This is a genomic window from Pseudomonas sp. 18.1.10 (assembly GCF_024655625.1).
In the GTDB taxonomy this organism is placed as follows: domain Bacteria; phylum Pseudomonadota; class Gammaproteobacteria; order Pseudomonadales; family Pseudomonadaceae; genus Aquipseudomonas.
In genome coordinates, this window is the sequence record NZ_JANLGL010000076.1 from 1 (window position 1) to 26,750 (window position 26,750).

Genomic DNA, 26,750 nt, shown 5'->3' on the forward strand with positions numbered 1-26,750 from the left:
GTCAGCCAAGTCTGTGTAGCTGACCCACCGCTATCGCAGGCAAGCCAGCTCCCACAGTGACCGAGTCAGTCTTGAGTCAGACGTTCCAGGCCGACAAACGGGCAAGCTGCCAGCAAGTCGCTGAGGCGTTGGCCGTCAGGCAACTGGAAGTTTTCGGGCATCAACTCGGCCAGCGGATAGAGCACAAACGCCCGCAAATGCATCTGATAATGCGGCACCTTCAGCCGTTGCTCGTCGATCAGGCGATCGCCAAACAGCAGGATATCCAGGTCCAGCGTACGCGGGCCCCAACGCTCAAGGCGTTCGCGGCCCTGGTCGTTTTCGATGGCTTGCAGCGCGTCCAGCAGTTGCAGCGGCGCAAGGTCGCTGTCGAGGGCGGCCACCGCATTGGTGTAGCGCGGTTGGCCCGGGAGCAGGGAATCACTCTGATAAAACGTAGACACGCCGGCAACCGTAGTGCCTGGCAACAGCGCCAGCGCCTCGACGGCGCTGCGCAATTGCTGCTCGGGGGCGGCGAGGTTGCTGCCCATGCCGATGTAGATGCGTTCCACGCTTACTCGCCTGAGGTGTCGGCGGCGCTGCGTTTGCGCTTGGTGCCGCTGCGGCGACGCTTTTTCGGGCCTTCGCCGTCGCCTTTGCTGCCGAGGTCGCGAATCATGTCGCGGCGTTCGCTGTCATTGGCGTCCTGGTAATCGGTCCACCATTCGCCCAGGCCGTCGGTCTGCTCGCCGGCGCTTTCGCGCAACAGCAGGAAGTCGTAGCCGGCACGGAAGCGCGGGTTGTCCAGCAACAGGTCGGCGCGTTTGCCGCTGCGGCGTGGCAGGCGCTCCTGCATGTCCCAGATCTCGCGGATCGGCATGGTGAAACGTTTCGGAATGGCGATGCGCTGGCACTGTTCGGCGATCAGCTCGTGCGCGGCTTCTTGCATGGCCGGGATCGGTGGCATGCCACGCTCTTGCAGGCGCAGCACGCGTTTGGGCAGGGCCGGCCACAGCAGGGCGGCAAACAGGAACGCCGGGGTCACCGGTTTGTTCTGCTTAATGCGCAGGTCGGTGTTGATCAGGGCTTCGCTTATCAGGGTGTGGGTGTAGGTCGGGTTCTGTTCCAGTGCTTCGGCGCTGGCCGGGAACAACGGATCGAACAGTTGCAGGTCGACCAGCATCTCGAAGGTGTCTGCGGCGTAGCCCGAGAGGAACAGCTTGAGCACTTCTTCGAACAGGCGCGCCGAGGGGATTTCCCGCAGCATGGGGGCCAGTTCGCGGATCGGTGCGGCGGTGTGCTTCTCGATGCCGAAGTTCAGCTTGGCGGCGAACCGCACCGCACGCAGCATGCGCACCGGGTCTTCCTGGTAGCGCTGCGTCGGGTCGCCGATCAGGCGGATCAGGTTGTTGCGAATGTCGTGCACGCCGTTGGCGTAATCGAGGATGCGCTCGCTGACCGGGTCGTAATAGAGGGCGTTGATGGTGAAGTCGCGGCGTTGCGCGTCTTCTTCCAGGCTGCCATAGACGTTGTCGCGCAAGATGCGCCCGCTTTCGTTGCGGGAAGACTGGTTGGTGTCTTCCTCTTCATCGTTTTGCGGGTGATTGGCGCGGAAGGTCGCGACTTCGATGATCTCGCGACCGAAGTGAATATGCACGAGCTTGAAGCGACGGCCGATGATGCGCGCATTGCGGAACTCGGCGCGCACTTGTTCAGGCGTGGCGCTGGTGGCGACGTCGAAGTCCTTGGGCGTGATATTGAGCAGCATGTCGCGCACGCAACCACCTACCAGGTAGGCCTGGTAACCGGCGTTCTGCAGGCGCTCGACGATGTTCACCGCATAACGGCTGAACTGGGCGCGCTGCAACGAATGCTGGTTGCTGTTAAGCACCTCAGGCGTGCTGCGAATGTGTTGCGTACGACGCAAGGGAGAACGGAATGACTGGAACAACTTCTTCAGCATGGGATGCACTGTTTGAAGGAATGTTCGGCCATAACGAAGAATGACCGCATGATGGGCGAGGATTCTAGCATTTAGTCAGGGGATGGTGTAGGAACAAGCTACAGGCATTGCGCCATAAGCCTTTAAACGTCAAATGCCGGAAACTACAAGGGGAGCCGAAGCTCCCCCAGAAGTAGTTGCGTGCTCTATTTTTATTATGGGTTGCGGGCTTTTTGTTTTTGTTGATCGCCCTCGCCATGAAGCTTCACCTTCATGACACTCCCAATCGGGAGTCAAGAGCAAACGGATTGCTTTGGTCGCTGTGTTGCTGATCTACGATCCAACCAGTTCAGGCTCTGCCTTAGGGCAGTTTTTGTTGTTCTCGGCCTGGTTGCGGGGCAAGCCCCAAATGCAACGCCTCTCCAAAAGAATCAGTTAGCTGCGCCTCCGCCGTGTTGTTTTTGTTATGCGTGAGTCGATTCGTCTTATTTTTATTGTCTTGTACAAAGCTTGTTATTGTTTTTGTACTAAGCATATAGCAGGGTGCGTGCCAACTTTTGCGCCGCCCAGCAAAACCGGGGGTCAAAGGTGGTTTTGAGGTTTTGGCAGGCGAAAAAAAGCCGGGGCTTCGTTACCGTAAGCCCCGGCTTTTGTTACGTGAAAAATCAGCGGTAACAGTTTTTTCACATCTGAGGGTGTTACCTGTGGGGGCACCCCCTCAACTTTCGCTGGCGACCCCGGTCTTGCGCCGTGGGATGCCCAGGCGCTGGCGGCGTTCCCACAGGCATTTGCGGCTTACCCCGAGTTTGCGCGCCAGTTCGGTCTCGGTCATGTGGTCCTGGTGCTCAAGGACGAAGTGCTGGAAGTAATCTTCCAGTGACAAATCTTCCGTCGGATCGTGGCTGGTATTGCTACCACCGCCCTGTTGCGGGGCCAGGCCGATGAAATCGTCGTCGTCCAGGTCGCTGAGTTCGATGTCGATGCCCAGCAGCTCGGCCGAAATCTCCGGGCTCTCCGACAGGATCACCGCGCGCTCGACCGCATTCTCCAGTTCCCGCACGTTACCTGGCCACGAGTAATGCCGGATCGCCTGCTCGGCGTCCGGGGCAAACTTGAGGTCGGTGCGGTTGATGCGTGCGCTCTGGCGCAGCAGGAACGCGTTGGCGATCTCGTTGACGTCGGCGCCACGCTCGCGCAGGGCCGGCAGCTTGAGGGCAATCACGTGCAGGCGGTAATACAAGTCTTCACGGAACTGGCCGATCTTGGCCAGGCTCTTGAGGTCGCGGTGAGTGGCCGCGATCAGGCGCACGTCGACCTTTTGCGATTGCACCGAGCCCACGCGGCGGATCTCGCCTTCTTGCAGTACCCGCAGCAAGCGCGCCTGGGCTTCCAGTGGCAACTCGCCGATTTCATCGAGGAACAAGGTGCCGCCGTCCGCCGCTTCCACCAGGCCCGCACGCCCGGCGCTGGCGCCGGTAAACGCGCCTTTCTCGTGGCCGAACAGTTCGGACTCGATCAGGGATTCGGGAATGGCCGCACAGTTCACCGAGATCATCGGCGCCTTGGCACGCTTGGACAGGTTGTGCAGGGCGCGGGCCACCAGCTCTTTACCGGTGCCCGACTCGCCCTGGATCAATACATTGGAGTCGGTGGGCGCCACCTTGCGGATCTTGCTGTACAGGTCCTGCATCGGCGGGCAGGAGCCGATGATGCCGATCTCGCCGTTGCTGTTATCCACACCCGGCTTGTCGGCGGCTTTGCCCGCCGGGCGTTGTTCGGCCGGCGCGCTGCTGGCCGACTGACGGTCACGCAGGATGCGGGCCACGGCCTGAAGCATTTCGTCATGGTCGAAAGGCTTGGCGATGTAGTCCACCGCGCCCATCTTCATGGAGTCCACCGCCGAACGCAGGCTGGCGTAGCTGGTCATTATCAGCACCGGCGTGCCCTGGCCAAGCTTTATCAGTTCGGTACCCGGTGCGCCCGGCAGGCGCAGGTCGCTGACAATCAGGTCGAACGTGGGAATGCTGAAACGCTCCTGGGCTTCCTGCACCGAGCCAGCTTCGCTGACCTGGTACTGATTACGTTCAAGCAGGCGACGCAAGGCAGAGCGGATAATGGTTTCGTCTTCGACGATCAAAATGTGCGGCATTGATTCAATTCTCTCGACGGTCTCAGTTCACAGCGGACGTCGCTTCGACATGACGCGGCAAGGTCACCCGGATACGGGTGCCGCGTTGGCTTTCGGTGTCAGCCGGGCTGTCGATGGTGATTTGTCCATAATGCTCTTCAACGATGGAATAGACCAGTGCAAGGCCCAGACCGGTACCTTCACCGGGGTCCTTGGTGGTGAAGAAGGGTTCGAACAATCGGTCCATGATGTTCTGTGGAATGCCGCTGCCTTCGTCCTCGACGATCAGGTCCACCGTGTGCTCGAAAGCCTCGGTCTTGACGCGTACCGCACCGCCCGGCGGGGTTGCGTCGCGGGAGTTGGACAGCAGGTTGATAAGCACTTGGGCCAGGCGTTGTGAGTCGCCGTCGACCCAGTGGTCGGGATCGCACAAATTGAAAAACTGTACTTCGAAATTGCGCCGGTTCAGGGCCAGCAGCCCAATTGCATCCTGCGCCACTTCGGCCAGGCACACGGCTTCGTCCTGGTTCTGATGGGCGCCCGCGTGGGCGAAGCTCATCAGCGACTGGACGATGCGCGAAACACGTTTGGTCTGCTCAAGGATCTGCCCGCTGATTTCGGTGATCTCGCCGTCCTCTTCGCGCTCTTCCCGCAGGTTTTGCGCCAGGCAGGCGATACCGGTGATCGGATTGCCAATCTCATGGGCCACGCCCGCTGCCAGGCGACCAATGCTGGCCAGGCGCTCGGAGTGCACCAGCTTGTCTTCGAGCATCTGGGTTTCAGTCAGGTCTTCCACCAGCAGCACCAGGCCGCTGTTACCTGGTGCCAAGGGCTCGTCGATGGCGGCTTTGTGCAGGTTCAACCAGCGGGTCTGGCCGTCGAGGGCCAGATGCTGCTTGTGCAAGTGTTCGTCGGGCAGGTTGATAAAACCTTGCAACAGTTCTTTCCACGGGTCACCCAGGGTGTTCAGGCGCGAGCCGACCACGCGCTGCGCGGCGATGCCGGTGAGTTCTTCCATGGCCTTGTTCCACATCAGGATCTCTTGATCCTTGGCCAGGGAGCAGACGCCCATCGGCAGTTCCTGCAAGGTCTGGCGATGGTAGCGGCGCAGGGCATCGAGTTCGGCCGCTAGGCCGGTGAGGCGCGAGTGGTAATCCTCCAGCCGGCTCTCGATGAAATGGATGTCTTCGGTGACGTAGTTTTCGCCGCCGGCCTTGTAGGGCAGGAACGTTTCCACCATGTCCTGGGACACACTCGGCCCCATCAAACCGGAGAGGTTGGCCTCGATCCGATCACGCAGGCGGCGCAGGGCATACGGGCGGCGTTCGTCGAACGGCAGGTAGAGATCGCGCAGCGCCTGCTCGACCTCTTTTTGCGCCGCCTTGGCGCCCAAGGGTTTCGCCAGCTGCGTGGCGAATTCCTGGGGCGACGCCGCATGCAGCTCACGGCGTTGCGGGCGGCGTACGTTGTCTACGGCGCAGGCTTCGGCGGCGCTGGTTTCTTCCGGGCTGGCGTTGGTGAACAGCGAGATCAGGGTGAACATCAGGACGTTGGCGGCCAGAGACGCAATCGCCGCCATGTGCCAGCTGGTGTCGTCGAGCACGTAGATCATGTTCAGCAGCGGGATGTAGAAGCCCTGCAGATTGCCGACCAGCGGCAGCAGCATGGTCACGACCCACACCAGAATGCCCGCCAGCAAACCGGCGATAAAACCGCGGCGATTGGCGGTCGGCCAGTACAGCACCGACAACACCCCAGGGAGGAACTGCAAGGTGGCAACAAACGCGACGATGCCCAGGTTGGCCAGGTCCTGCCCGGCGCCCAGCAGCAGGTAGAAACCATAGCCCGCCATGATGATCGCGACGATCAGCGCGCGGCGCGTCCACTTCAGCCAGCGGTAGATATTGCCTTCAGCCGGTGGCTGATACAGCGGCAATACCAGGTGATTAAGCGCCATGCCCGACAGCGCCAGCGTGGTGACAATGATTAGCCCGCTGGCCGCCGACAAGCCGCCGACATACGCCAGCATCGCCAAGGCCGGGCTGTTGGCTGCAATGCCGATGCCGAGGGTGAAGTATTCGGGGTTGGTGGTGGCCCCCAGTTTCAGGCCCGCCCACAGGATCAGCGGCACCGCCAGGCTCATCAGCAGCAGGAACAGCGGCAAGCCCCAGCTGGCGCTGACCAGCGAGCGCGGGTTGAGGTTCTCGGTGAAGGTCATGTGGTACATGTGCGGCATCACGATCGCCGAGGCGAAGAACACCAGCAACAGCGTGCGCCACGGCCCTTCCTGCAACGGCGTGTGCAAGGCGGCGAGGGCGGTCTGGTTTTGCAGCAGCCACAGCTCCAACTGTTGCGGGCCATCGAACACGCCGTAGAGCGCATACAGGCCAACGCCGCCGATGGCGATCAACTTGATTACCGACTCGAAGGCAATCGCAAACACCAGGCCTTCGTGTTTCTCGCGGGTAGCAATGTGGCGCGAGCCGAAGAAGATCGTGAACAGGGTGATGAGCGCACAAAAGGCCAGGGCGACGCGATGTTGCACCGGTTCACGGGTGAGGATGCTGATGGAATCGGCCACCGCCTGGATTTGCAGGGCCAGCAGCGGCAACACGCCGATCAACATGAAAATGGTGGTCAGCGCGCCGGCCCAGGTGCTGCGAAAGCGGAAGGCAAACAGGTCGGCCAGGGACGACAGCTGATAGGTGCGGGTGATTTTCAGGATCGGGTACAGCAACACCGGTGCCAGCAGGAATGCGCCGGACACGCCGAGGTAGCTGGACAGAAAGCCATAGCCGTACTGATAGGCCAGGCCCACCGTGCCGTAAAACGCCCAGGCACTGGCGTAGACGCCGAGGGACAAGGTGTAGGTCAACGGATGGCGAATGATCGCCCGCGGAATCATTCCGCGCTCACTGATCCAGGCCACCCCGAACAGCGCGGCCAGGTAGGCGGCGCTGACCAGCAGCATCTGGGTGAGGCTAAAGCTCATCGGCATCTTTTTGGCTCTGCAGGATGAAAGTCACGACGATCAGGATCAGCCACAGCAGATACGGGCGATACCAGGCGCCCGTGGCGTCGATCCACCAATCCATGATGGCGGGGGAAAACAGGTAGATCCCGACGACCAACAGCAGGACCAATCGATAGATGTACATGTTGGCCTCTGTGTAAAAACGTGCGGCGATGGTAACGGATGCTTGGCAAGCTGCAAGCGCCTTCAGTTCAATTGCGCTTCGGCCAGGGTGAGTGTGCGCGGGATGAGTGTGGCATCCCAGTGCTGGATGCCCCAATCCAGCAGCTCCCGTGGGCTGGCGTGCAGCAACTCGGCGCCGGGTTGCTGGCCGAGGGCGCGCAAGGCCCTTAGCAGCAACGGCGTGGCCTGGTCAGGCGTCAACGGCGGCGAGCGGTAGGACTTGCCGAGCTTGTTGCCGTCTGGCTGGACGATCAACGGGACGTGCAGGTAGCGCGGCTGGCGCAGGCCCAGCAGTTCTTGCAGGTACAGCTGGCGCGGCGTGGAGTCCAGCAGGTCGGCGCCGCGCACGATATCGGTGACACCTTGCCAGGCATCATCGAGGACCACGGCCAGCTGATAGGCGTAGAGGCCATCGCGGCGACGGATGATGAAGTCGCCGACATCGCGGCCCAGGTGTTGTCGGAATTCGCCCTGTACGCGGTCAGTAAAGTGGTACTCAAGCTCAGGCACGCGTAGGCGGATAGCGGCGTCTTGCTGCTCGTGCCCGGCGTTGCGGCACAGGCCCGGGTAGATGCCGTTGTAGGGCTCCAACTGCTTGCGCGAGCAGGTACAGGCGTAGGCCAGGCCGTGGTTGAACATGTCGTTCAGCACTTTGGCGTAGGCGTCGTGCCGCTCGCTTTGTCGGACCAGTTCACCGTCCCACTCAAAGCCGTAGCTTTCCAGGGCGTGCAGAATCGCCGCCTGGGCGCCGGGCTCTTCACGGGGTGGGTCGAGGTCTTCCATGCGCATCAGCCAGCGGCCGCCGTTGGCGCGGGCATCAAGGTAGGAGGCGAGGGCGGCGACCAGGGAGCCAAAGTGCAAATGGCCGCTGGGCGTGGGGGCGAAACGCCCGATATAGGTAGAGGCTGTCATGGGCCGGATACTACTGGAAAATCGGCAAACGCCAGAAACAAAAATGGGGCGTTTGCACGCCCCATTCGTTCAGCTCGCAAGGATTACTTGCCGACCTGTTTTTCCTTGATTTCAGCCAAGGTCTTGCAGTCTACGCAGAGGTCCGCGGTTGGGCGGGCTTCCAGGCGACGGATACCGATTTCGACGCCGCAGGATTCGCACCAGCCGTATTCTTCGTCTTCGATCAGTTGCAGGGTCTTGTCGATTTTCTTGATTAGCTTGCGCTCACGATCACGGGCGCGCAGTTCAAGGGCGAATTCCTCTTCCTGGCTGGCACGGTCTGCCGGGTCCGGGAAGTTGGCGGCTTCGTCCTTCATGTGGTCAACCGTGCGGTCGACTTCCTGCATCAAGTCCTGCTTCCACTGCTTCAGGATTTTGGAGAAGTGTTCGCGCATGGGCTTGCCCATGTATTCCTCACCCTTCGATTCTACGTAGGGTTGGAAACCGCTGATGTTCTGTTGCTTTGCTTGGGTGGGCATGAATGGACCGCCTCTCACTCTTCTAATCCATTGCGCAGGATTGCAACATCACCGACACCTGCCGGCCCTGCGGCTGCAAGCGGGCGAACTTACCAGATAGATTCGGGGTGCGCCACTCCCGGTTGTCGAGGCCCCGCCCTGTACGGGTTGCGAACGGCTGCAAGAGGGGAGACGGCAGCCTCGAATGTTGATTTTAGTCGCTTTGGCGGCGCTTGCCCGAACCGCTCGGCGCGGGATCTATGGCAATAGAGCGGGCGTTACGCGCGGGGTTGGGTAGAATCGACGCTTTGTACTCACCGTTAAGGAAGGCTAATGGCTCAGCCCTACAGTGCGCGCAGTCGCGCCATCGAACCTTTTCATGTCATGGCGTTGCTGGCGCGGGCCAATGAGCTTCAGGCCGCCGGGCACGATGTGATTCACCTGGAAATCGGCGAGCCGGATTTCACCACCGCCGAGCCGATTATCCAGGCCGGCCAGGCTGCACTGGCCAACGGCAAGACCCGTTACACCGCCGCCCGTGGCCTGCCGGAGTTGCGCGAAGCCATCAGCGGTTTCTACCAGCAACGCTACGGCTTGAACGTGGACCCGGAACGCATCCTGATTACCCCCGGCGGCTCCGGCGCCTTGCTGTTGGCCAGCAGCTTGCTGGTGGACCCCGGCAAGCACTGGCTGCTGGCGGACCCCGGTTACCCGTGCAACCGGCACTTCCTGCGCCTGGTGGAAGGCGCGGCGCAACTGGTGCCGGTGGGCCCGGAAGTGCGCTATCAATTGACCGCTGACCTGGTGGCCAAACACTGGGACGCGAACAGTGTCGGCGCGCTGGTCGCCTCGCCGGCCAACCCGACGGGGACGATCCTTACGCGGGATGAATTGGCCGGGCTGTCGAGCGCCATCAAGGCGCGCAACGGTCATCTGGTGGTGGATGAGATCTACCACGGCCTCACTTACGGCACCGATGCTGCGAGCGTGCTGGAAGTGGACGACGATGCCTTCGTCCTGAATAGTTTTTCGAAGTATTTCGGCATGACCGGCTGGCGCCTGGGTTGGCTGGTGGCACCGCCAGAAGCGGTCGGTGAGCTGGAGAAGCTCGCGCAGAACCTCTACATCAGCGCGCCGAGCATGGCCCAGTATGCGGCGCTGGCTTGCTTCACTCCGCAGACCCTGAGCATCCTGGAGGAGCGCCGCGCCGAGTTCGGCCGCCGTCGCGACTTCCTGCTGCCAGCCTTGCGTGAGCTGGGGTTCGGCATTGCCGTCGAGCCGGAGGGGGCGTTCTATTTGTATGCCGATATCCGCGCGTTTGGCGGTGATGCCTTCGCGTTCTGCCGGCACTTCCTCGAAACCGAACATGTAGCGTTTACGCCCGGGCTGGATTTCGGCCGTTATCAGGCCGGCCACCACGTGCGCTTTGCCTACACGCAGAACCTCGATCGGCTACAGGAAGCGGTGGACCGCATCGCCCGTGGCTTGCAGAGCTGGCAAGGCTGATGCGCTTTAATCCTCCCCTCGAAGAAGGTCGGCTGATTCGCCGTTACAAGCGTTTTCTCACCGATATCGAAACCGTTACCGGCGAGTTGCTCACCATTCACTGCCCCAACACCGGCTCGATGCTTAATTGCATGGTGGAAGGTGGGCAGGTCTGGTTCAGTCGTTCCAATGACCCCAAGCGCAAGTTGCCCGGCACCTGGGAAATCGCCGAGACACCTCAAGGACGCCTGGCCTGCGTGAACACCGCACGCGCCAATCAGTTGATCGAGGAGGCGTTGCACGCCGGGGTGATTCGCGAGCTCAACGGCTTTACCGCCTTGAAGCGCGAAGTGCCTTACGGCCAGGAGAACAGTCGCATCGACTTTCGCCTGGACTACCCCGACGGTACGGCGTACGTCGAAGTCAAAAGTGTCACCCTGGGGTTTGATGGCTCCCCAGTTGCGGCTTTCCCCGATGCGGTGACGCAGCGCGGCGCCAAGCATTTGCGCGAGTTGGCGCACCTGGCACGCGACGGTGTGCGGGCGGTGCAGCTGTATTGCGTCAACCTGTCGGGGATCGAGGCGGTGCGCCCGGCGGTGGAGATCGATCCGGCTTACGCCGCTGCATTGCGTGAAGCCAAGGCCGCCGGCGTCGAGGTGTTGGCGTACGGCGTGCGGGTGACGGCCGAGGAAGTGTGCGTGGATCGGCGCCTTGAGGTGCTGTTCGACTAGAGTTCCACCCACAGGCCCTGTGCGTCTTCACGGCCGGGCAGGGCGGTGAGGCTTTGGCCGGCGCAAGGGCCGGAGATGCACTCGCCGCTTTCGATCAGGAACAACGCACCGTGGGTGGCGCACTGGATCAGGCTGGCGCTGGTGTCGAGGAACTGGTCGGTCTGCCATTCCAGCGGGATGCCGCGATGGGGGCAGCGGTTGATATAGAAGTAGGCAACGCCGTCACGGCGCACCGCCAACAATTTGCAACCATCGATTTCAAAACCACGGCTGCTGTCGGGCGCGAGGGTGTCGGAGGGGCAGAGAAACTTCATTTCAATCCTTAAGTGCCTTGACGTTCAAATGCAAACAATTATCAAATGCCGGCTTCGCCCGTTAGCTGACTGGGCGCTCAGTACGATGCCCGGCAGGGATTATCTGTCACATCGTTGAGTGCTCGTACGGCCCCGCCTCTGGAAGGAAACCCTGTTATGCGCCTGAGTACCAGCGCTATTGCGCTTGTTGTCGGACTGCTGGTCAACCACGGGGCGCAAGCCTCTGAACTGCCGCAACGCTGGGTCAGTGCCGGTGGGGCGCTTTCGGAGTGGGTGACGGCCCTGGGCGGTGAGTCGAAGCTGGTGGGGGTGGATACCACCAGCCAGCATCCGGCGTCACTCAAGGCCTTGCCGAGCATTGGTTATCAGCGGCAGCTGTCGGCTGAGGGCATCTTGAGCCTGCGTCCGCAGATCCTGGTGGGCACCGAGGAAATGGGCCCGCCACCGGTATTGGCACAGATCCGCAGCGCCGGTGTGCAGGTGGAAATGTTTTCGGCGCAGCCGGATTTGCCGACGCTGCAAGGCAATCTCCAGCACTTGGGCAAGCTGCTGGGGGATGAGGCCAAGGCCCGTGAATTGTTTGCCGGGTATGAGCAGGCCCTGGACCAGCAGAAAAGCTGGGTGACAGAGGCGCAAGCCACGCAGAAAGCCCCAAATGTATTGCTGTTGCTCGGTCACGCAGGCGGCAAGCCACTGATCGCCGGTAAAGACACGGCGGCAGATTGGGTGCTGCAACAAGCGGGCGGCCGCAACTTGGCGACCCACAGTGGTTACAAGCCATTTTCCGTAGAGTCGCTGGCGGGCTTGAGCCCTGATGTGCTGGTGTTTTCTGATCGCGCCCTGAGCGGTGATGCGGCGCGGGCAGCCTTGTTTAAAGAGAACCCGATTCTGGCAGCAACACCGGCAGCCAAGAGTGGGCGGGTGTTTGAGTTGGACCCGACACTACTGGTCGGTGGGCTCGGGCCGCGCTTGCCGCACAGCCTGGTGCAACTGTCCGCCGGGTTTTATCCGCTCCAGGCCAAGCCTGCTCCATGACCACTCCTGTTAAACCCAAGGCACTGTTTGTCGGGCTGGCGCTGTTGTGTGTGTTGGCGATCTGGCTCTCCTTGGCCTTGGGCCCGGTCAGTCTGCCGTTGCTGGATACGCTCAAGGCGGCATTGCGCCTGATGGGCATGCCCATCGACGGCCAAGGGCTGGAGCAGGCGGAGCTGATCCTGGGGCAGATTCGTTTGCCGCGTACGTTGCTCGGCTTGGCGGTGGGTGGCGTGCTGGCGTTGTCGGGTGTGGCGATGCAGGGCTTGTTTCGCAACCCGCTGGCGGATCCGGGGTTGGTCGGCGTGTCCAGCGGCGCGGCGCTGGGGGCAGCTATCGCGATTGTCGGTGGAACGTTTTTTGGCGGCTTGCCGGATGCGTTCGGCCCGTACCTGTTGTCGTTGTGTGCGTTTCTCGGTGGGTTGGGTGTCACAGCGTTGGTTTATCGCTTGGGTCGGCGCAATGGCCAGACCAACGTCGCAACAATGCTGCTGGCCGGTATTGCCCTGACAGCGCTGGCCAGTTCGGCTGTGGGTTTATTTACCTACCTGGCGGATGACGCCACCTTGCGCACCTTGACCTTCTGGAACCTGGGCAGCCTCAATGGCGCCAGCTATTCGCGGCTGTGGCCGTTGTTGCTGGTGAGCGCCGGCGTCGCACTGTGGTTGCCGCGCCGGGCCAAGGCGTTGAATGCGCTGCTGCTGGGCGAGTCGGAGGCCAGCCATCTCGGGATTGACGTTGAGCGGCTCAAGCGCGAACTGGTGTTCTGCACGGCCCTGGGTGTGGGCGCGGCGGTGGCGGCGGCGGGGATGATCGGGTTTGTCGGCTTGGTGGTGCCGCATCTGGTGCGCTTGCTGGCGGGGCCGGATCATCGCGTGCTGCTGCCGGCTTCGGTACTGGCGGGGGCGAGTTTGCTGTTGTTTGCCGACCTGGTAGCACGCCTGGCCCTGGCGCCAGCGGAATTGCCCATCGGCATTGTCACTGCGTTCATCGGCGCGCCATTTTTTCTTTACCTGTTGTTGCGGGGGCGTGCCTGATGCTGCGTGTGGAAGACTTGCAGGTCCGGCGCGGACGCAAAACCGTGCTGGCGGATGTCACCGTGCAATTGTTGCCGGGCGAAGTGCTGGGTGTGCTGGGCCCCAATGGTGCGGGCAAAAGCACGTTGCTTGGGGCGTTGTGTGGTGAGCTGCAGCCGGATCAGGGCGGCGTATGGCTGGATCAGCGGCCGTTGAGTGAGTGGAGTGGTGCGCAGCGTGCGCAACGTTTGGCGGTGTTGCCGCAAACCTCGACCCTGGATTTTGCCTTTCGCGTGGAAGAAGTCGTCGGCATGGGCCGCTTGCCCCATCAGAGCGGGCGGGTGCGTGATGACGAAATCATCGAGGCGGCGTTGCAAGCGGCAGATGTCGGGCATTTGAGCGGGCGCAGCTATCTCGCCTTGTCTGGCGGCGAGCGTCAGCGCGTGCACCTGGCGCGGGTGTTGGCGCAGTTATGGCCGGGCGAGGCGGGGCAGACATTGTTGCTGGATGAGCCGACGTCGATGCTGGACCCGTTGCATCAGCACACCACCTTGCAGGCCATTCGCACCTTTGCGGATCGCGGTGCGGCCGTGTTGGTGATCCTGCATGACCTGAACCTGGCGGCGCGTTACTGCGATCGAATTCTGTTGCTGGAAGACGGCCGGCCCCATGCCCTGGATACGCCGGCACAGGTGATGCGCCCGGAGCCGCTGAAAGCGGTATTTGGTCTGGATGTGTTGGTGCAACCCCACCCAGAGCGCGGGCACCCGCTGATTATCGCGCGCTGATATCTGCTTTTTCACAGGCAAAAAAAGACCCGGCAAGAGCCGGGTCAAATAACCGTGATTAGCCTGATGAGGAGATAATCTGAGAGTCCGAACCAATGGTCTTTCAGTTATCGGCTGATCTCGCGACCAGTTGTGATAATCATAACGATTCTCATTTGAGAGTCAACATTTGTTTTTGCACTCATCTCGGCTTTTCTCAAACGCCCGTTCGGAACTCCTGTAAATACTGGGCTTGGCCAGCGATCTAATTCTTTTGCCGCGCTGAAATAGCGTCCAATTGACGGTTCAACGCCTCCTTGCGCTCGGCTGGAATATCGTTCCAGTGAACATCCATCAATGCCCCTTCGATTGCATACAGCAGGACTTTCGACGCGCGGAACCCGCGAGTCCGTACCGCTCGGTAGGCATCGACCGCGCCCAGGCGGCGCAGGTCGGACGCACTGTGGATGCCCACCGCATGCAGCCACTGTGCTGACGTCTTGCCGAGGTTTTTCAGGTGTTGCAGCTCATCGTTCATCAAGCCTCCTTGCGACGGCCGAATGGTTCGGTGGGTATCGTGACCAGGCAAGCCTGAACAGGAGTGTAGCGCTCAGTAGGAAAAGCGTGGTTCTTTGGCCGGAAGCGGCCTAAAAGCTTATAAGAATGATGTGGGGATTTTTGGGATGGGCAGGCGAAAACGCCGGTGCGCGGGTGCGCTCCGGGATTTTCATGCAAGAAGTTACTTGGTGCGGTAGCGCAGGCGCGTACCGAAATTGACTGACATGAGGATCTCATCGGCGGTCAGTTCAGGCGGGAAGTAGGTGCCCGAGATTTGTGCATGGGCCAGGCTGGCGCCCTCCAGCGAACAGTCGCGCAAATCCAGGCCGCGCAAGTCGGCGGAGCGGAAGTAGGCGTCAGTGAAGTCCACGCCCGTGGCGTTCAGGTCACGCAGGTCCAGCCCGCGGAAGTCGCCACCGCGCATATCGATGGTGCCGTCCTTCGGACGCTCCTGGTTGAAGCCGCGGATATCGTCTTTATGCAGGAGCGAATAGAGCGGGGTATCAAGAAGCTTGGGCTGACTCATGATGACGACTCCTGTTGGATTTATGACGCCATTATAGTGCCACTATCGCTTGGCCGTGCGCCCAAAACGGGTGACACGGCCAAGAATTATTTCTTACAGGCCTGGCAGGCGCTGGCGGATGTGCGCCACCAAGGCATCCAACGTCCCGCTTTCATTGGTCTCGACGCGTTTGCTCAGGAGCAGTTCCTCGGCGGTCAGCGGGTCACGATTGGCCTGCTGTTCGTCGATAACGGCCAATGTGGCGTCGGAAGGATCGTTTTTATCCGCCTGACGCTGTGCCAACCAGCTCTCGATAACGGCCCGTGGCGCGTTGCAATCCAGGATCAGGAAGGGCGCGCCGGTGGCTTCGGCAACCTTGGCGGCGGCTTCGCGTTGGGTGCGCTTCAGGAAGGTGGCATCCAGCACGACTGGGAAGCCGGCCCGCAGCACGGTTGCAGCGAGTTCATTCAAGCGCGCGTAAGTCGCGGCGCTGGCGTCGGCCGCATAGATGCCGGCCTGTGGCGTGTTTTCGACCTGTTGCTCGCCGAACAGGCGCTTGCGCTCCACATCCGAGCGCAGGCGTACGGCGCCGAGCGCTTCGACCAGGCGCATGGACACCTGGCTTTTACCCACCGCAGAAACACCGTGGGTGATCGCCAGGAAGCGCGACGGGATGGTGCTGTAGCTTTCCGCCAGGTTGGCGTAGTTGCGGTACTGGCGCAGGCTGGTGGCACGTTGCACTGGGGTCGCGTCGCCCGGCATGCTGAACAGCGCGATCTTGGCGCGTACCAGGGCGCGGTAGGCTTTATAGAAGTTCAGCACTTCCAGGCCTTGGTAGTCGCCCGTCAGCTCCAGGTACTGGCTGATGAAACGGCGTGCCAGGGATTTGAGGCCACGGTCTTCCAGGTCCATCGCCAGGAAGCCGGTATCGGCGTAAACGTCGGTGAAACGGAAGGGTTCATTGAACTCGATGCAGTCAAAGATCACGACCTGGCCATCGATCAGTGTGGCGTTCCCCAGGTGGATGTCACCGTGGCATTCACGGGTGAAACCCTCCAGCTTGCGCTGGGCAAACAGCGGCTTGAGGCGCTCGAAGCTGCTTTCGGCCCAGGCTTGCAGGGCGTCCAGTTGAGTCAGGTCCGCCTTGTCGCTGAGGAACGGGCGGATCTGGTCGAAGTTCTGGCGCACCGGTGCCATGAGCTCATCCGGGGTGCCGGCCGGGTGGTCTTGCGGGACTTTAGGCGCGGTAAGGTGGAAATGCGCGATCTGCTTGGCCATCTCGTCGATGTGCGCGGCGGTCAGTTCGCCGTTGGCTTGCAGGGTGCTGAGCAACTGGCTTTGCGGGAACTGGCGCATTTTCAGCGCGTACTCGATGGCCGGGCCTTCGCCGCCCAGTTGCGGGGCGTCGGCAGTACCGGTGATCGGCAATACTTCAAGGTACAAATCTTCGGTCAGGCGCGCGTTGAGACGCAGCTCTTCCCGGCAGAAGTGGCCGCGATCTTCCAGGGACGTGAAGTCCAGGAAGCCGAAGTTCATCGGTTTCTTCAGTTTATAGGCGTAAGGGCCGGTGAGCACGACCCAGGAAATATGAGTCTCGATGACTTGGAAACTTTCAACCGGGTGAGGGTACAAAGCCGGGTTTTGCAGGGCTGCGATCAGGGACTGGCTCACGGGCGATCCTTCAAAGACTGGGGGAAATCATGGCGGGCATTATGGCTGCTGGCGCCTGCCATGCAAACCGCTGTCCGGCTCATGTTGAACATCAATAAAGTGCGTATAATCCGCCGCCATGACTCGAACCCGATCTCCCCGTTCCCGTAAAAAACCTCCTTCCCGCGGCCTGCGCCCGTGGCTGGGCTGGGCGCTCAAGCTCAGCCTGGTGGGCCTTGTGGTGCTTGCCGGCTTTGCGGTGTACCTCGACGCCGTGGTGCAGGAGAAGTTCTCCGGCAAGCGCTGGACCATTCCGGCCAAGGTGTATGCACGCCCGCTGGAGTTGTTCACCGGCCAGAAGCTGAGCAAGGATGACTTCCTCACCGAGCTCGATGCGCTGGGCTATCGCCGCGAACCCGTGAGCAATGGTCCGGGTGCGGCGGCGGTCAGCGGCAATACCGTCGATCTGAACACCCGTGGCTTCCAGTTCTATGAAGGCCTGGAAAAAGCCCAGCCGGTGCGCGTGCGCTTCTCTGGCGACTACGTGGCCGAACTGGCGTCCCTCAACGGCTCGAAGCTGCCGGTGGTGCGCCTGGAACCGCTGATGATCGGCGGTATTTACCCGAAGAACCTTGAAGATCGCATCCTGATTAAGCTCGATCAGGTGCCGCCTTACCTGCTCGAAACCTTGGTCGCCGTGGAAGACCGCGATTTCTACAGCCACTGGGGCGTCTCGCCGAAGTCGATTGCCCGCGCAGTCTGGGTGAACACCTCCGGCGGCAAGATGACCCAGGGCGGCAGTACGCTGACGCAACAATTGGTCAAGAACTTCTATCTGACCAACGAGCGCAGCCTGACCCGCAAGCTCACCGAAGCCATGATGGCGATGCTGCTGGAGCTGCACTACAGCAAGCAGGAGATCCTCGAGGCGTACCTCAATGAGGTCTTCGTCGGCCAGGACGGCCAGCGCGCGGTGCATGGTTTCGGCTTGGCCAGCCAGTTCTTCTTTGGCCAGCCGCTGTCCGAACTCAAGTTGCACCAGGTCGCATTGCTGGTCGGCATGGTCAAGGGCCCGTCCTACTACAACCCGCGGCGCAACCCGGAGCGTGCGCTGGAGCGCCGCAACCTGGTGCTGGATGTACTGGAACAGCAGGGCGTTGCCACCGCTGAACAAGTGGCGGCGGCGAAGAAGATGCCGTTGGGCGTGACCACGCGCGGCAAGCTGGCCGACAGTTCGTTCCCGGGCTTTATCGACCTGGTCAAGCGCCAACTGCGTGAAGACTACCGCGACGAAGACTTGACCGAAGAAGGTCTGCGGATCTTCACCAGTTTCGATCCGATCCTGCAGATGAAAGCCGAAGCGTCGGTCAACGACACCTTCAAGCGCATGACCGGCCGTAAAGGCGCCGATGAGGTTGAAGCGGCCATGGTCGTGACCAACCCGGAGACCGGTGAGGTCCAGGCGATGGTCGGCAGCCGCCAGGCCAGTTTTGCCGGTTTCAACCGTGCACTGGACGCGGTGCGGCCGATTGGCTCGCTGGTCAAGCCGGCGGTCTACCTGACGGCGTTGGAAAAACCGAGCAAATACACCCTGACCAGTTGGCTGTCGGATGACCCGCTGTCGGTCAAAGGTGGCGATGGCCAGGTGTGGACACCGCAGAACTTCGACCGTCGCTCCCACGGTACGGTGTTCCTGTATCAGGGGCTGGCGCATTCCTACAACATTTCCACTTCGCGTCTCGGGCTGGAAGTGGGCGTGCCGAATGTGTTGAAAACCCTCGCTCGCCTGGGCATCACCCGTGAATTCCCGGCTTTCCCGTCGATCCTGCTGGGTGCCGGTGCGATGACGCCGATGGAAGTCGCGACCATGTACCAGACCCTGGCCAACGGTGGTTTCAATACCCCGATGCGTGGGATTCGTAGCGTACTGACCGCCGAAGGTGAACCGCTCAAGCGTTATCCGTTCCAGATTCAGCAACGTTTCGATGCGGGCTCTATCTACCTGATCCAGAACGCCATGCAGCGCGTGATGCGTGAAGGTACCGGTGCCTCGGTCTATAAGGTGCTGCCGTCGAACCTGACGTTGGCAGGCAAGACCGGTACCAGTAACGATTCGCGCGACAGCTGGTTCGCCGGTTTCGGCCAGGATGTGCTGGCGGTGGTGTGGATGGGCCGTGATGACAACGGCAAGACCCCGTTCACCGGCGCGACCGGTGCGCTGCAGGTCTGGACCAGTTTCATGCGCAAGGCCGACCCGCTGCCGCTGAACATGCCGCAGCCGGACAATATCGTGCAGGCCTGGATTGATCCGCACACGGGGCAGGGCTCCGATGCCAACTGTCCGGGCGCGGTACAGATGCCGTATATTCGCGGCAGCGAGCCACCACCCGGCGCCGCGTGCGGTGGCAGTGCCCCTGCTGACGCGGATTCGGTGATGGATTGGGTCAAGGGCTGGATGAATTAAGCAAAGAGGGTTTCACGTGAACAAGTGGTTGTTTCCAGCTATTACAACTCTGGCTTTGCTCGGTGGTTGCTCCAGCGTGCAGCGCGGCTCCATTCCTGTGGTGGATTCGAGCACTGCGGTGTCCAACAGCGACCGTATCTCGGCCACTGGCGGCTTCCGCCAGACCGTGACGAATCGTCCTGCCCAAGCCCGTCCCCAGGCGGTGCCGCAGGATTCGGGCGTCGTGGTGATGGTACCCGGTGCTGGCGCTGCTACTGCCGCGCCAATCAGCGCCGAGCCGTGGACTCCAGGGCCAAGTACGTCCGGTCCGATCGATGCCACGCCGATTCAAACGGCGCCGATCAACCAGGGCACCTACACCATGCCATCGACGCCAAGCGGCATTCCGTCGTCGTCCAATTCCGGTGGCCTGTCGGCTGACGAGCAACTGGATGGTCCGGTATTGGCGCTGCTGACCACTGCCCAGCAACAGCAGGCGGGTGGCGATCTCAATGGCGCGTCGTCGAGCCTGGAACGAGCCCAGCGCGTGGCTCCTCGCGAGCCGCAAGTGTTGTATCGCCTGGCCCAGGTGCGCATGGCCCAGGGTGATGCGCCGCAAGCCGAACAGTTCGCCCGTCGCGGCCTGACGCTGGCCAACGGTCGTCCCGACCTGCAAGCCAACCTGTGGGCACTGATCGGTGATGCGCGTGCCGCCCAAGGCGATGCCGCCGGTGCCGCCCAGGCACGGCAAAAAGGCAAGGTTACCTACTGATGGATGTGCGCTTTCCTGCGATTGCCGAGCAATTGCTGCTGATTGAACGCGAATTGCGCGTGCAGGGCTGGTGGGACGAAGTGTCCCCCAGCGTGGAGGCGCTTAGCAGCGTCGAGCCCTTTTCGGTCGATACCCTGGACTTTCACCAGTGGCTGCAATGGATCTTCCTGGCGCGCATGAAGCTGATCCTTGAGCAGGATCTGCCGTTGCCGAATGCGTCGGGCATCCTGGAGATGGCGGAAATGGTCTACGCCGACCGTCCGCGAGAGAGCCTTGGCTTGCGTAACGCGCTGAAAAAGTTCGACCAATTGATCGTCGACGCTCGTTAATTGCCTGACTGCCGGGTTTTCCGGCAGTCTTGCGCACATTTCTACCGCTTGACGACATTCAGGCGAGTTTTATCCCTCCTCAAAGCCCTTTCTTCTACGTTCTCATGCGCTTAGTTGGAAAAAAGCGCAATTATTGCTTGACTTGAACGGCCTGAAACAGAAGAATCCAAAGTCCGCTGTATCGGGACTGCCAGAAGCAGGCCCGCTCAGCAGATCATGAGGCGCACACCCGCGCCGACCTGTTACACCCGCAACGCGTTACCTCGCGCTGGGTGGGAAAAGCCCGCAACACTTGGGACGATCCCAATACTTGCTCAGTCAGTGCTGACGTAGTCGGCGACCACCGTCGCTCATGCTCTGTTGAGAAGTAAACCTATTAAGACCCGTCGGTTTTCAACGGACGGTATTCTGGCGTTTTAGAGGTGAACAACGTGGAGCTTTTATCTGGTGGTGAGATGCTCGTCCGCTTTTTGCGTGACGAAGGCGTCGACTATATCTACGGGTACCCAGGTGGTGCTCTGCTGCATGTCTACGACGCGCTGTTCAAGGAACCGGCTGTTAATCACATCCTGGTTCGTCACGAACAGGCCGCGACCCATATGGCTGACGGTTATGCCCGTGCCACCGGTAAAGCCGGTGTGGTACTGGTAACGTCCGGCCCAGGCGCAACCAATGCCATTACTGGCATCGCGACTGCGTATATGGACTCCATCCCGATGGTGATCATTTCCGGCCAGGTGCCAAGCACCATGGTGGGTACCGACGCATTCCAGGAAACCGACATGATCGGTATCTCCCGGCCGATCGTGAAACACAGCTTCATGATTAAGCATGCCTCGGAAATCCCGGAAGTCATGAAAAAGGCGTTCTACCTCGCACAGTCCGGTCGCCCGGGCCCTGTGGTGGTCGATATCCCTAAGGACATGACCAACCCGGCGGAAAAATTCGAATACGTCTTCCCGAAGAAAGCCAAGCTGCGTTCCTACAGCCCGGCCGTTCGTGGGCACTCGGGGCAAATCCGCAAGGCAGCAGAAATGCTCCTGGCGGCCAAGCGCCCTGTGCTGTACTCGGGTGGTGGCGTGATTCTGGGCGGCGGTTCCGCACCGCTGACCGAACTGGCCAAGTTGCTCAACCTCCCGGTGACCAACACCCTGATGGGCCTTGGCGCATTCCCGGGCACCGACCGTCAGTTCGTCGGCATGCTGGGTATGCACGGCAGCTACACCGCCAACCTGACCATGCACCACGCTGACGTGATCCTGGCGGTGGGTGCGCGGTTCGATGACCGCGTGATTAACGGCCCGAGCAAGTTCTGCCCGAATGCCAAGATCATCCACATCGACATCGACCCGGCGTCCATCTCCAAGACCATCAAGGCCGACGTGCCGATCGTAGGTCCTGTGGAAAGCGTGCTGACCGAAATGGTTGCTGCGCTGAAGGACATCGGCGAAACGCCGAACAAGGAATCCGTTGCCAGCTGGTGGAAGCAGATCGACGAATGGCGCGGTGACCGCGGGCTGTTCCCTTACGACAAGGGCGACGGCAGCGTCATCAAGCCGCAAACCGTGATCGAGACCCTGTGCGAAGTGACCAAGGGCGACGCCTTTGTGACCTCCGACGTGGGCCAGCACCAGATGTTCGCCGCGCAGTACTACAAATTCGACAAACCTAACCGCTGGATCAACTCCGGTGGCCTGGGCACGATGGGCTTTGGTTTCCCGGCGGCCATGGGTGTGAAGCTGAGCTTCCCCGACACCGACGTTGCATGCGTGACCGGTGAAGGCAGCATCCAGATGAACATCCAGGAATTGTCGACCTGCTTGCAGTACGGGCTTCCGGTGAAGATCGTCTGCCTGAACAACGGCGTACTGGGCATGGTTCGCCAGTGGCAGGACATGAGCTACAACAGCCGTCACTCCCACTCCTACATGGAGTCGCTGCCAGATTTCGTCAAATTGGTTGAAGCCTATGGCCACGTCGGCATTCGCATCACCGATCTGAAAGATCTGAAGCCGAAGATGGAAGAGGCGTTCGCCATGAAGGACCGCCTGGTGTTCATCGATATCAAGGTCGATACCAGTGAGCACGTCTACCCGATGCAGATCAAAGACGGCTCTATGCGCGACATGTGGCTGAACAAGACGGAGCGTACTTAATCATGCGGCATATTATCTCCCTGCTTCTGGAGAACGAACCCGGCGCTCTGTCTCGTGTTGTCGGTCTGTTTTCGCAACGCAACTACAACATCGAAAGCCTGACCGTGGCCCCGACCGAAGACCCGACCCTGTCGCGCCTGACGTTGACCACCGTGGGCCACGATGAGGTGATCGAGCAGATCACCAAGAACCTCAACAAGCTGATCGAAGTGGTCAAGCTGGTCGACCTGTCGGAAAGTGCCCACATCGAGCGCGAGCTGATGCTGGTTAAAGTCAAGGCCACGGGTGCTCAACGTGCCGAGATCAAGCGCACTACCGATATTTATCGCGGGCAGATCGTCGATGTGAGCGCCAGTGTTTATACCGTTCAGTTGACCGGTACGAGCGACAAGCTGGACAGCTTCATCCAGTCGATCGGGACGGCCTCGATTCTGGAAACGGTACGCAGTGGTGTCACCGGGATTGCCCGTGGCGACAAAGTACTCAGCATCTAACCCAAATTAGTGAATGGCCTTACGGCCTGGATATATAGAGGAACCTCATGAAAGTTTATTACGAAAAAGATTGTGACCTGTCGATCATCCAGGGCAAAAAAGTCGCCATCATCGGCTACGGCTCCCAGGGCCACGCTCAAGCGTGCAACCTGAAAGACTCCGGCGTTGACGTGACCGTTGGCCTGCGTAAAGGCTCGGCCACCGTTGCCAAGGCTGAAGCCCACGGCCTGAAAGTGACTGACGTTGCTTCCGCTGTTGCGGCTGCCGACCTGGTCATGATCCTGACCCCGGACGAGTTCCAGTCCGCGCTGTACAAGAACGAAATCGAGCCAAACATCAAGAAGGGCGCCACCCTGGCCTTCTCCCACGGCTTCGCGATCCACTACAACCAGGTTGTACCGCGCGCTGATCTCGACGTAATCATGATCGCGCCGAAAGCACCGGGTCACACCGTGCGTTCCGAGTTCGTCAAAGGCGGCGGTATCCCTGACCTGATCGCGATCTACCAGGACGCTTCGGGCAATGCCAAGAACGTTGCGCTGTCCTACGCTGCTGGCGTGGGTGGCGGTCGTACCGGCATCATCGAAACCACCTTCAAGGACGAGACTGAAACCGACCTGTTCGGCGAACAAGCCGTTCTGTGCGGCGGTACCGTTGAACTGGTGAAAGCTGGCTTCGAAACCCTGGTTGAAGCTGGCTACGCGCCGGAAATGGCCTACTTCGAATGCCTGCACGAACTGAAGCTGATCGTTGACCTCATGTACGAAGGCGGTATCGCCAACATGAACTACTCGATCTCCAACAACGCCGAATACGGCGAGTACGTGACTGGCCCGGAAGTGATCAACGCCGAGTCCCGTCAGGCCATGCGCAACGCCCTGAAACGTATTCAGGACGGCGAATACGCCAAAATGTTCATCACCGAAGGCGCTACCGGCTACCCTTCGATGACCGCCAAGCGTCGTAACAACGCCGCTCACGGTATCGAAGTCATCGGCGAGCAACTGCGCTCCATGATGCCGTGGATCGGTGCCAACAAGATCGTCGACAAAGCCAAGAACTAAGTCGTACGCATCAAGGGAAAACGCGGCTTAGGCCGCGTTTTTTCGTTTGGGGAGCAGGTTCTGGTATAAAGCTGCATCGTTTGCGGGCGAACACTCGCCGCAAGTATCAGTCGAATTTTTTTCACACCGTTGCAAGGTAAAGTCCATGAGCGAACGTCCCGAAGAGCCAAACCAGGCTTCTGACGCCGAAAGCCTGCTACCGATCGATGAGCATGTCGAAGAAGGGCATGACGCGGAAGGCCGCAAGGTCCGGCATCGTGGCATCTATCTGCTGCCCAACCTGTTCACCACGGCGAACCTGTTTGCCGGTTTCTATTCCATCATCAACTCCATGAGCGCTCAAAGTGCGCTGGCGGCGGGCGATGCAGTCAGTGCCAGCAAATACTTCGGTTTTGCGGCCATCGCAATCTTCGTGGCCATGGTGCTCGACGGCCTGGATGGGCGTGTGGCGCGCATGACCAATACTCAAAGTGCCTTCGGTGCCGAGTACGACTCGTTGTCGGACATGGTTGCCTTTGGTGTTGCGCCTGCGTTGCTGGCGTTTGCCTGGGCGCTGGGTGATATGGGCAAGGTCGGCTGGATGGTCGCCTTTATCTATGTTGCGGGGGCTGCTTTGCGCCTGGCACGCTTCAATACCCAGGTGGGCACTGCCGACAAGCGTTATTTCATCGGTCTGGCCAGCCCTGCTGCAGCGGGTGTGGTAGCGGGTATCGTCTGGGCGTTCAGTGACTACGGCATCCAGGGTTCGAAGATGTCGTTCCTGGTGGCCTTGATGGTTGCGGCGGCTGGCATGCTGATGGTCAGCAATATCAAGTACAACAGCTTCAAGGAGCTGGATCTCAAGGGGCGCGTGCCTTTTGTGGCAATCCTGGCCGTTGTGCTGGTGTTCGCCGTGGTCTTCAGTGATCCGCCGCGAATCCTGCTGCTGGCGTTCCTGGTCTATGCCGCGTCGGGTCCGGTTCAGTACTTGCTGCACCTGCGTCGGGACAAAACATTGCCTTAATGTAATTTCCCCCATACTCCGCAGTCTATTGGTGCATCAGTTCTCCAATGCTGCGGAGTTGCCATGTTAATCAAATTGCCAAAAGCTTCCGATTGCCACGAATCGGATGTCACGCCTGAGTCCCTTTATTTCTCTCGCCGTAGCTTGCTCGGTGGTGCGCTCGCCGGCATTGCTGCTAGCAGCTTGCCGCGCTGGGCCAGTGCTGCTGATGCCTCGCGTTACGCCGATGTCGAGCCGGGCAAGGCGCCGAATTGGTTTGCCGAGAAACTGCCTGGCGCCCAATGGCAGGCGGTGACGGTAAAAGACGAAGCCATAACGCCCTTCAAGGATGCAACCCACTACAACAACTTCTATGAGTTCGGCACCGGCAAAGGTGACCCGGCAACGAATGCGGGCTCCCTCAAGACCGAGCCCTGGAGTGTTGTGATTGATGGTGAGGTCGCAAAGCCGGGACGCTATGCCCTGGAAGACTTCATGAAGCCTTATCAGTTGGAAGAGCGGATCTACCGTTTGCGCTGTGTTGAGGCGTGGTCGATGGTCGTTCCCTGGATCGGCTTCCCCATTTCGGCTTTGCTCAAGCAAGTCGAGCCGACCTCCAAGGCCAAGTACATTCGGTTTGAAACGCTCCAGGATCCGAAGAGCATGCCGGGTCAGCGTTCCAGCTTTGGTCTGATCGACTGGCCTTATATAGAAGGGTTGCGGCTGGATGAGGCGATGAACCCTTTGGCGATTCTTGCCGTTGGCATGTACGGGCGTGAGTTGCCTAACCAGAATGGGGCTCCGTTGCGTTTAGTGGTGCCGTGGAAGTACGGTTTTAAAAGCGTGAAGTCCATCGTGCGCATCAGCCTGGTCAGTGAGCAGCCAAAAACCACCTGGCAGAGTATTGCGGCGGATGAATATGGGTTCTACGCAAATGTGAACCCCACGGTTGATCATCCGCGATGGACCCAGGCGCGGGAGCGTCGCCTGCCGAGCGGTCTGTTCAGTCCCAATGTGCGTGAGACGCAGATGTTCAATGGCTACTCGGATGAGGTTGCCTCTCTTTATAGCGGCCTGGATTTGCGGAAGAACTACTGATGCGCTATCCGATCTGGCGTCTCGGCGTGTTTATCGCGGCAGCAGTGTGGCCGCTATTCTGGCTATACGAAGCGTGGAGCTCTGTTCTCGGGCCTGATCCGGGCAAAGTGCTGGTGGATCGGCTTGGTCTCGGGACGTTGATCCTTTTACTTATCACCCTTGGAATGACGCCGCTGCAGAAGCTCAGCGGTTGGGCGGGGTGGATAGCTGTGCGCCGGCAGTTGGGGTTGTGGTGCTTTGCTTATGTAGTGCTGCATTTGGCGGCTTATTGCGTATTTGTCCTTGGGCTCGATTGGTCGCAGTTGGGGGTGGAACTGAGCAAGCGGCCTTACATTATTGTGGGGGCGTTGGGCTTCTTGTCGCTTCTGGTGTTGGCGCTGACTTCAAATCGCTATAGCCAGCGACGTTTGGGCAGTCGGTGGAAGAAATTGCATCGCCTGGTTTACCTGATTCTTGGGTTGGGTTTGCTGCATATGTTGTGGATCGTGCGGGCCGATCTGAAGGAGTGGGTGATCTATGCATCTATAGGTGCGCTGCTTCTGATCTTGCGGATACCGCCAGTGATGCGCCGAATTCCACGTCTTATTGCTAGAAAGGCACCTTCTGCAACAAAAGCGTAATTAACGGTTGACGGCAGATTTCAGATGTCTATAATTCGCCCCACTTCCGGCGCAGTCGAAACGGAAAACTCCTTGGTAAA

Annotated in this window: 25 protein-coding genes; 14 read left to right on the top strand and 11 right to left on the bottom strand. The window is 60.4% G+C overall.

The window, feature by feature from the left end; genetic code table 11:
• Positions 1-65: 65 nt before the first annotated feature.
• From folK to dksA, 7 genes are all read right to left on the bottom strand, one after another.
• Entirely contained in the window at positions 66-551 is a 486-nt protein-coding gene (gene folK, locus NUV89_RS14960; protein ID WP_257781922.1) for a 2-amino-4-hydroxy-6-hydroxymethyldihydropteridine diphosphokinase, read from the bottom strand.
• A 2-nt stretch (positions 552-553) separates the two neighbouring features.
• A complete protein-coding gene (locus NUV89_RS14965) occupies positions 554-1,942 on the bottom strand; it encodes a polynucleotide adenylyltransferase PcnB (protein ID WP_017734147.1) in 1,389 nt (462 codons plus the stop codon).
• 697 nt (positions 1,943-2,639) lie between these two features.
• On the bottom strand, positions 2,640-4,070 hold the full coding sequence (locus NUV89_RS14970) for a sigma-54 dependent transcriptional regulator (protein WP_257781923.1): 1,431 nt from the start codon (positions 4,068-4,070) through the stop codon (positions 2,640-2,642).
• Between the two features lie 22 nt (positions 4,071-4,092).
• The gene (locus NUV89_RS14975) at positions 4,093-7,047 is read right to left on the bottom strand and encodes a sensor histidine kinase (RefSeq protein WP_257781924.1); all 2,955 of its coding nucleotides are present in this window, start codon (positions 7,045-7,047) and stop codon (positions 4,093-4,095) included.
• Complete coding sequence (locus NUV89_RS14980; RefSeq protein ID WP_003176118.1) at positions 7,031-7,207, bottom strand: hypothetical protein; 177 nt, start codon at positions 7,205-7,207, stop codon at positions 7,031-7,033. Before NUV89_RS14980 ends, NUV89_RS14975 begins: the two co-directional genes overlap by 17 nt.
• A 62-nt stretch (positions 7,208-7,269) precedes the next feature.
• The gene (gluQRS, locus tag NUV89_RS14985; protein ID WP_257781925.1) at positions 7,270-8,157 is read right to left on the bottom strand and encodes a tRNA glutamyl-Q(34) synthetase GluQRS; all 888 of its coding nucleotides are present in this window, start codon (positions 8,155-8,157) and stop codon (positions 7,270-7,272) included.
• A gap of 83 nt (positions 8,158-8,240) precedes the next feature.
• A complete protein-coding gene (gene dksA / locus NUV89_RS14990) occupies positions 8,241-8,675 on the bottom strand; it encodes an RNA polymerase-binding protein DksA (protein WP_017734143.1) in 435 nt (144 codons plus the stop codon).
• Positions 8,676-8,987: 312 nt separating this feature from the next.
• On the opposite strand from dksA, the gene NUV89_RS14995 reads away from it, so the two are divergent.
• Both NUV89_RS14995 and sfsA read left to right on the top strand, forming a co-directional pair.
• Positions 8,988-10,160, top strand: a complete 1,173-nt coding sequence (locus tag NUV89_RS14995; protein ID WP_257781926.1) for a pyridoxal phosphate-dependent aminotransferase — start codon at positions 8,988-8,990, stop codon at positions 10,158-10,160.
• A complete protein-coding gene (gene sfsA, locus NUV89_RS15000) occupies positions 10,160-10,870 on the top strand; it encodes a DNA/RNA nuclease SfsA (RefSeq protein WP_257781927.1) in 711 nt (236 codons plus the stop codon). Before NUV89_RS14995 ends, sfsA begins: the two co-directional genes overlap by 1 nt.
• Here sfsA and NUV89_RS15005 read toward each other — a convergent pair.
• Positions 10,867-11,184 (bottom strand): Rieske (2Fe-2S) protein, encoded by a 318-nt coding sequence (locus tag NUV89_RS15005; RefSeq protein ID WP_257781928.1) that lies wholly within the window; start codon positions 11,182-11,184, stop codon positions 10,867-10,869. The genes sfsA and NUV89_RS15005 overlap by 4 nt on opposite strands.
• 156 nt (positions 11,185-11,340) lie before the next feature.
• Between NUV89_RS15005 and NUV89_RS15010 the strand changes: the two genes are divergently transcribed.
• From NUV89_RS15010 to NUV89_RS15020, 3 genes are read left to right on the top strand one after another with little or no spacing between them, the layout of a single operon-like run.
• Complete coding sequence (locus NUV89_RS15010) at positions 11,341-12,219, top strand: hemin ABC transporter substrate-binding protein (RefSeq protein WP_257781929.1); 879 nt, start codon at positions 11,341-11,343, stop codon at positions 12,217-12,219.
• Positions 12,220-12,269: 50 nt separating this feature from the next.
• Positions 12,270-13,253, top strand: a complete 984-nt coding sequence (locus tag NUV89_RS15015) for an iron ABC transporter permease (RefSeq protein WP_177414106.1) — start codon at positions 12,270-12,272, stop codon at positions 13,251-13,253.
• The gene (locus tag NUV89_RS15020; protein WP_257781930.1) at positions 13,253-14,020 is read left to right on the top strand and encodes a heme ABC transporter ATP-binding protein; all 768 of its coding nucleotides are present in this window, start codon (positions 13,253-13,255) and stop codon (positions 14,018-14,020) included. Before NUV89_RS15015 ends, NUV89_RS15020 begins: the two co-directional genes overlap by 1 nt.
• A gap of 244 nt (positions 14,021-14,264) precedes the next feature.
• Here NUV89_RS15020 and NUV89_RS15025 read toward each other — a convergent pair whose 3' ends face one another.
• The 3 genes from NUV89_RS15025 to NUV89_RS15035 all read right to left on the bottom strand — a co-directional run bounded on the left by NUV89_RS15025 (position 14,265) and on the right by NUV89_RS15035 (position 16,733).
• The gene (locus tag NUV89_RS15025; RefSeq protein ID WP_010562703.1) at positions 14,265-14,537 is read right to left on the bottom strand and encodes a TfoX/Sxy family protein; all 273 of its coding nucleotides are present in this window, start codon (positions 14,535-14,537) and stop codon (positions 14,265-14,267) included.
• 201 nt (positions 14,538-14,738) lie between these two features.
• Positions 14,739-15,083, bottom strand: a complete 345-nt coding sequence (locus tag NUV89_RS15030; protein ID WP_257781931.1) for a pentapeptide repeat-containing protein — start codon at positions 15,081-15,083, stop codon at positions 14,739-14,741.
• A 93-nt stretch (positions 15,084-15,176) separates the two neighbouring features.
• Positions 15,177-16,733 (bottom strand): bifunctional aminoglycoside phosphotransferase/ATP-binding protein, encoded by a 1,557-nt coding sequence (locus tag NUV89_RS15035; protein ID WP_257781932.1) that lies wholly within the window; start codon positions 16,731-16,733, stop codon positions 15,177-15,179.
• 118 nt (positions 16,734-16,851) lie between these two features.
• Here NUV89_RS15035 and mrcB point away from each other — a divergent pair, with 118 nt between their 5' ends.
• From mrcB to msrQ, 9 genes are all read left to right on the top strand, one after another.
• Positions 16,852-19,176 carry a penicillin-binding protein 1B gene (mrcB, locus tag NUV89_RS15040; protein WP_026136436.1) on the top strand — a complete coding sequence of 775 codons (2,325 nt, stop codon included), beginning with the start codon at positions 16,852-16,854 and terminating at the stop codon, positions 19,174-19,176.
• A 16-nt stretch (positions 19,177-19,192) separates the two neighbouring features.
• On the top strand, positions 19,193-19,927 hold the full coding sequence (locus NUV89_RS15045) for a M48 family metallopeptidase (protein WP_257781933.1): 735 nt from the start codon (positions 19,193-19,195) through the stop codon (positions 19,925-19,927).
• On the top strand, positions 19,927-20,256 hold the full coding sequence (locus tag NUV89_RS15050) for a YqcC family protein (protein WP_257781934.1): 330 nt from the start codon (positions 19,927-19,929) through the stop codon (positions 20,254-20,256). Before NUV89_RS15045 ends, NUV89_RS15050 begins: the two co-directional genes overlap by 1 nt.
• A gap of 431 nt (positions 20,257-20,687) precedes the next feature.
• Positions 20,688-22,412, top strand: a complete 1,725-nt coding sequence (locus tag NUV89_RS15055) for an acetolactate synthase 3 large subunit (RefSeq protein ID WP_207045604.1) — start codon at positions 20,688-20,690, stop codon at positions 22,410-22,412.
• Between the two features lie 2 nt (positions 22,413-22,414).
• A complete protein-coding gene (gene ilvN, locus NUV89_RS15060; RefSeq protein WP_003176102.1) occupies positions 22,415-22,906 on the top strand; it encodes an acetolactate synthase small subunit in 492 nt (163 codons plus the stop codon).
• A 47-nt stretch (positions 22,907-22,953) separates the two neighbouring features.
• Positions 22,954-23,970 carry a ketol-acid reductoisomerase gene (gene ilvC, locus NUV89_RS15065; protein ID WP_099584822.1) on the top strand — a complete coding sequence of 339 codons (1,017 nt, stop codon included), beginning with the start codon at positions 22,954-22,956 and terminating at the stop codon, positions 23,968-23,970.
• A 145-nt stretch (positions 23,971-24,115) separates the two neighbouring features.
• Positions 24,116-24,973, top strand: coding sequence for a CDP-diacylglycerol--serine O-phosphatidyltransferase (gene pssA / locus NUV89_RS15070; protein WP_124527730.1), 858 nt, complete (start codon positions 24,116-24,118; stop codon positions 24,971-24,973).
• Between the two features lie 63 nt (positions 24,974-25,036).
• The gene (msrP, locus tag NUV89_RS15075; RefSeq protein ID WP_257781935.1) at positions 25,037-26,050 is read left to right on the top strand and encodes a protein-methionine-sulfoxide reductase catalytic subunit MsrP; all 1,014 of its coding nucleotides are present in this window, start codon (positions 25,037-25,039) and stop codon (positions 26,048-26,050) included.
• The gene (gene msrQ / locus NUV89_RS15080; RefSeq protein WP_257781936.1) at positions 26,050-26,670 is read left to right on the top strand and encodes a protein-methionine-sulfoxide reductase heme-binding subunit MsrQ; all 621 of its coding nucleotides are present in this window, start codon (positions 26,050-26,052) and stop codon (positions 26,668-26,670) included. The genes msrP and msrQ overlap by 1 nt, the downstream gene beginning before the upstream one ends.
• The last annotated feature ends 80 nt before the right edge of the window (positions 26,671-26,750 follow it).

Bases quoted from the DNA above. Each gene is read 5' to 3' on its own strand.
- sfsA (WP_257781927.1), top strand. From the start codon at position 10,160: ATGCGCTTTAATCCTCCCCTCGAAGAAGGTCGGCTGATTCGCCGTTAC.
- NUV89_RS15010 (WP_257781929.1), top strand. From the start codon at position 11,341: ATGCGCCTGAGTACCAGCGCTATTGCGCTTGTTGTCGGACTGCTGGTC.
- NUV89_RS14970 (WP_257781923.1), bottom strand. From the start codon at position 4,070: ATGCCGCACATTTTGATCGTCGAAGACGAAACCATTATCCGCTCTGCC.
- NUV89_RS14965 (WP_017734147.1), bottom strand. From the start codon at position 1,942: ATGCTGAAGAAGTTGTTCCAGTCATTCCGTTCTCCCTTGCGTCGTACG.
- NUV89_RS15050 (WP_257781934.1), top strand. From the start codon at position 19,927: ATGGATGTGCGCTTTCCTGCGATTGCCGAGCAATTGCTGCTGATTGAA.
- NUV89_RS15005 (WP_257781928.1), bottom strand. From the start codon at position 11,184: ATGAAGTTTCTCTGCCCCTCCGACACCCTCGCGCCCGACAGCAGCCGT.
- gluQRS (WP_257781925.1), bottom strand. From the start codon at position 8,157: ATGACAGCCTCTACCTATATCGGGCGTTTCGCCCCCACGCCCAGCGGC.
- pssA (WP_124527730.1), top strand. From the start codon at position 24,116: ATGAGCGAACGTCCCGAAGAGCCAAACCAGGCTTCTGACGCCGAAAGC.
- ilvN (WP_003176102.1), top strand. From the start codon at position 22,415: ATGCGGCATATTATCTCCCTGCTTCTGGAGAACGAACCCGGCGCTCTG.
- NUV89_RS15025 (WP_010562703.1), bottom strand. From the start codon at position 14,537: ATGAACGATGAGCTGCAACACCTGAAAAACCTCGGCAAGACGTCAGCA.
- NUV89_RS14995 (WP_257781926.1), top strand. From the start codon at position 8,988: ATGGCTCAGCCCTACAGTGCGCGCAGTCGCGCCATCGAACCTTTTCAT.
- NUV89_RS14980 (WP_003176118.1), bottom strand. From the start codon at position 7,207: ATGTACATCTATCGATTGGTCCTGCTGTTGGTCGTCGGGATCTACCTG.
- dksA (WP_017734143.1), bottom strand. From the start codon at position 8,675: ATGCCCACCCAAGCAAAGCAACAGAACATCAGCGGTTTCCAACCCTAC.
- msrQ (WP_257781936.1), top strand. From the start codon at position 26,050: ATGCGCTATCCGATCTGGCGTCTCGGCGTGTTTATCGCGGCAGCAGTG.
- NUV89_RS15020 (WP_257781930.1), top strand. From the start codon at position 13,253: ATGCTGCGTGTGGAAGACTTGCAGGTCCGGCGCGGACGCAAAACCGTG.
- mrcB (WP_026136436.1), top strand. From the start codon at position 16,852: ATGACTCGAACCCGATCTCCCCGTTCCCGTAAAAAACCTCCTTCCCGC.
- ilvC (WP_099584822.1), top strand. From the start codon at position 22,954: ATGAAAGTTTATTACGAAAAAGATTGTGACCTGTCGATCATCCAGGGC.
- msrP (WP_257781935.1), top strand. From the start codon at position 25,037: ATGTTAATCAAATTGCCAAAAGCTTCCGATTGCCACGAATCGGATGTC.
- NUV89_RS15030 (WP_257781931.1), bottom strand. From the start codon at position 15,083: ATGAGTCAGCCCAAGCTTCTTGATACCCCGCTCTATTCGCTCCTGCAT.
- NUV89_RS14975 (WP_257781924.1), bottom strand. From the start codon at position 7,047: ATGCCGATGAGCTTTAGCCTCACCCAGATGCTGCTGGTCAGCGCCGCC.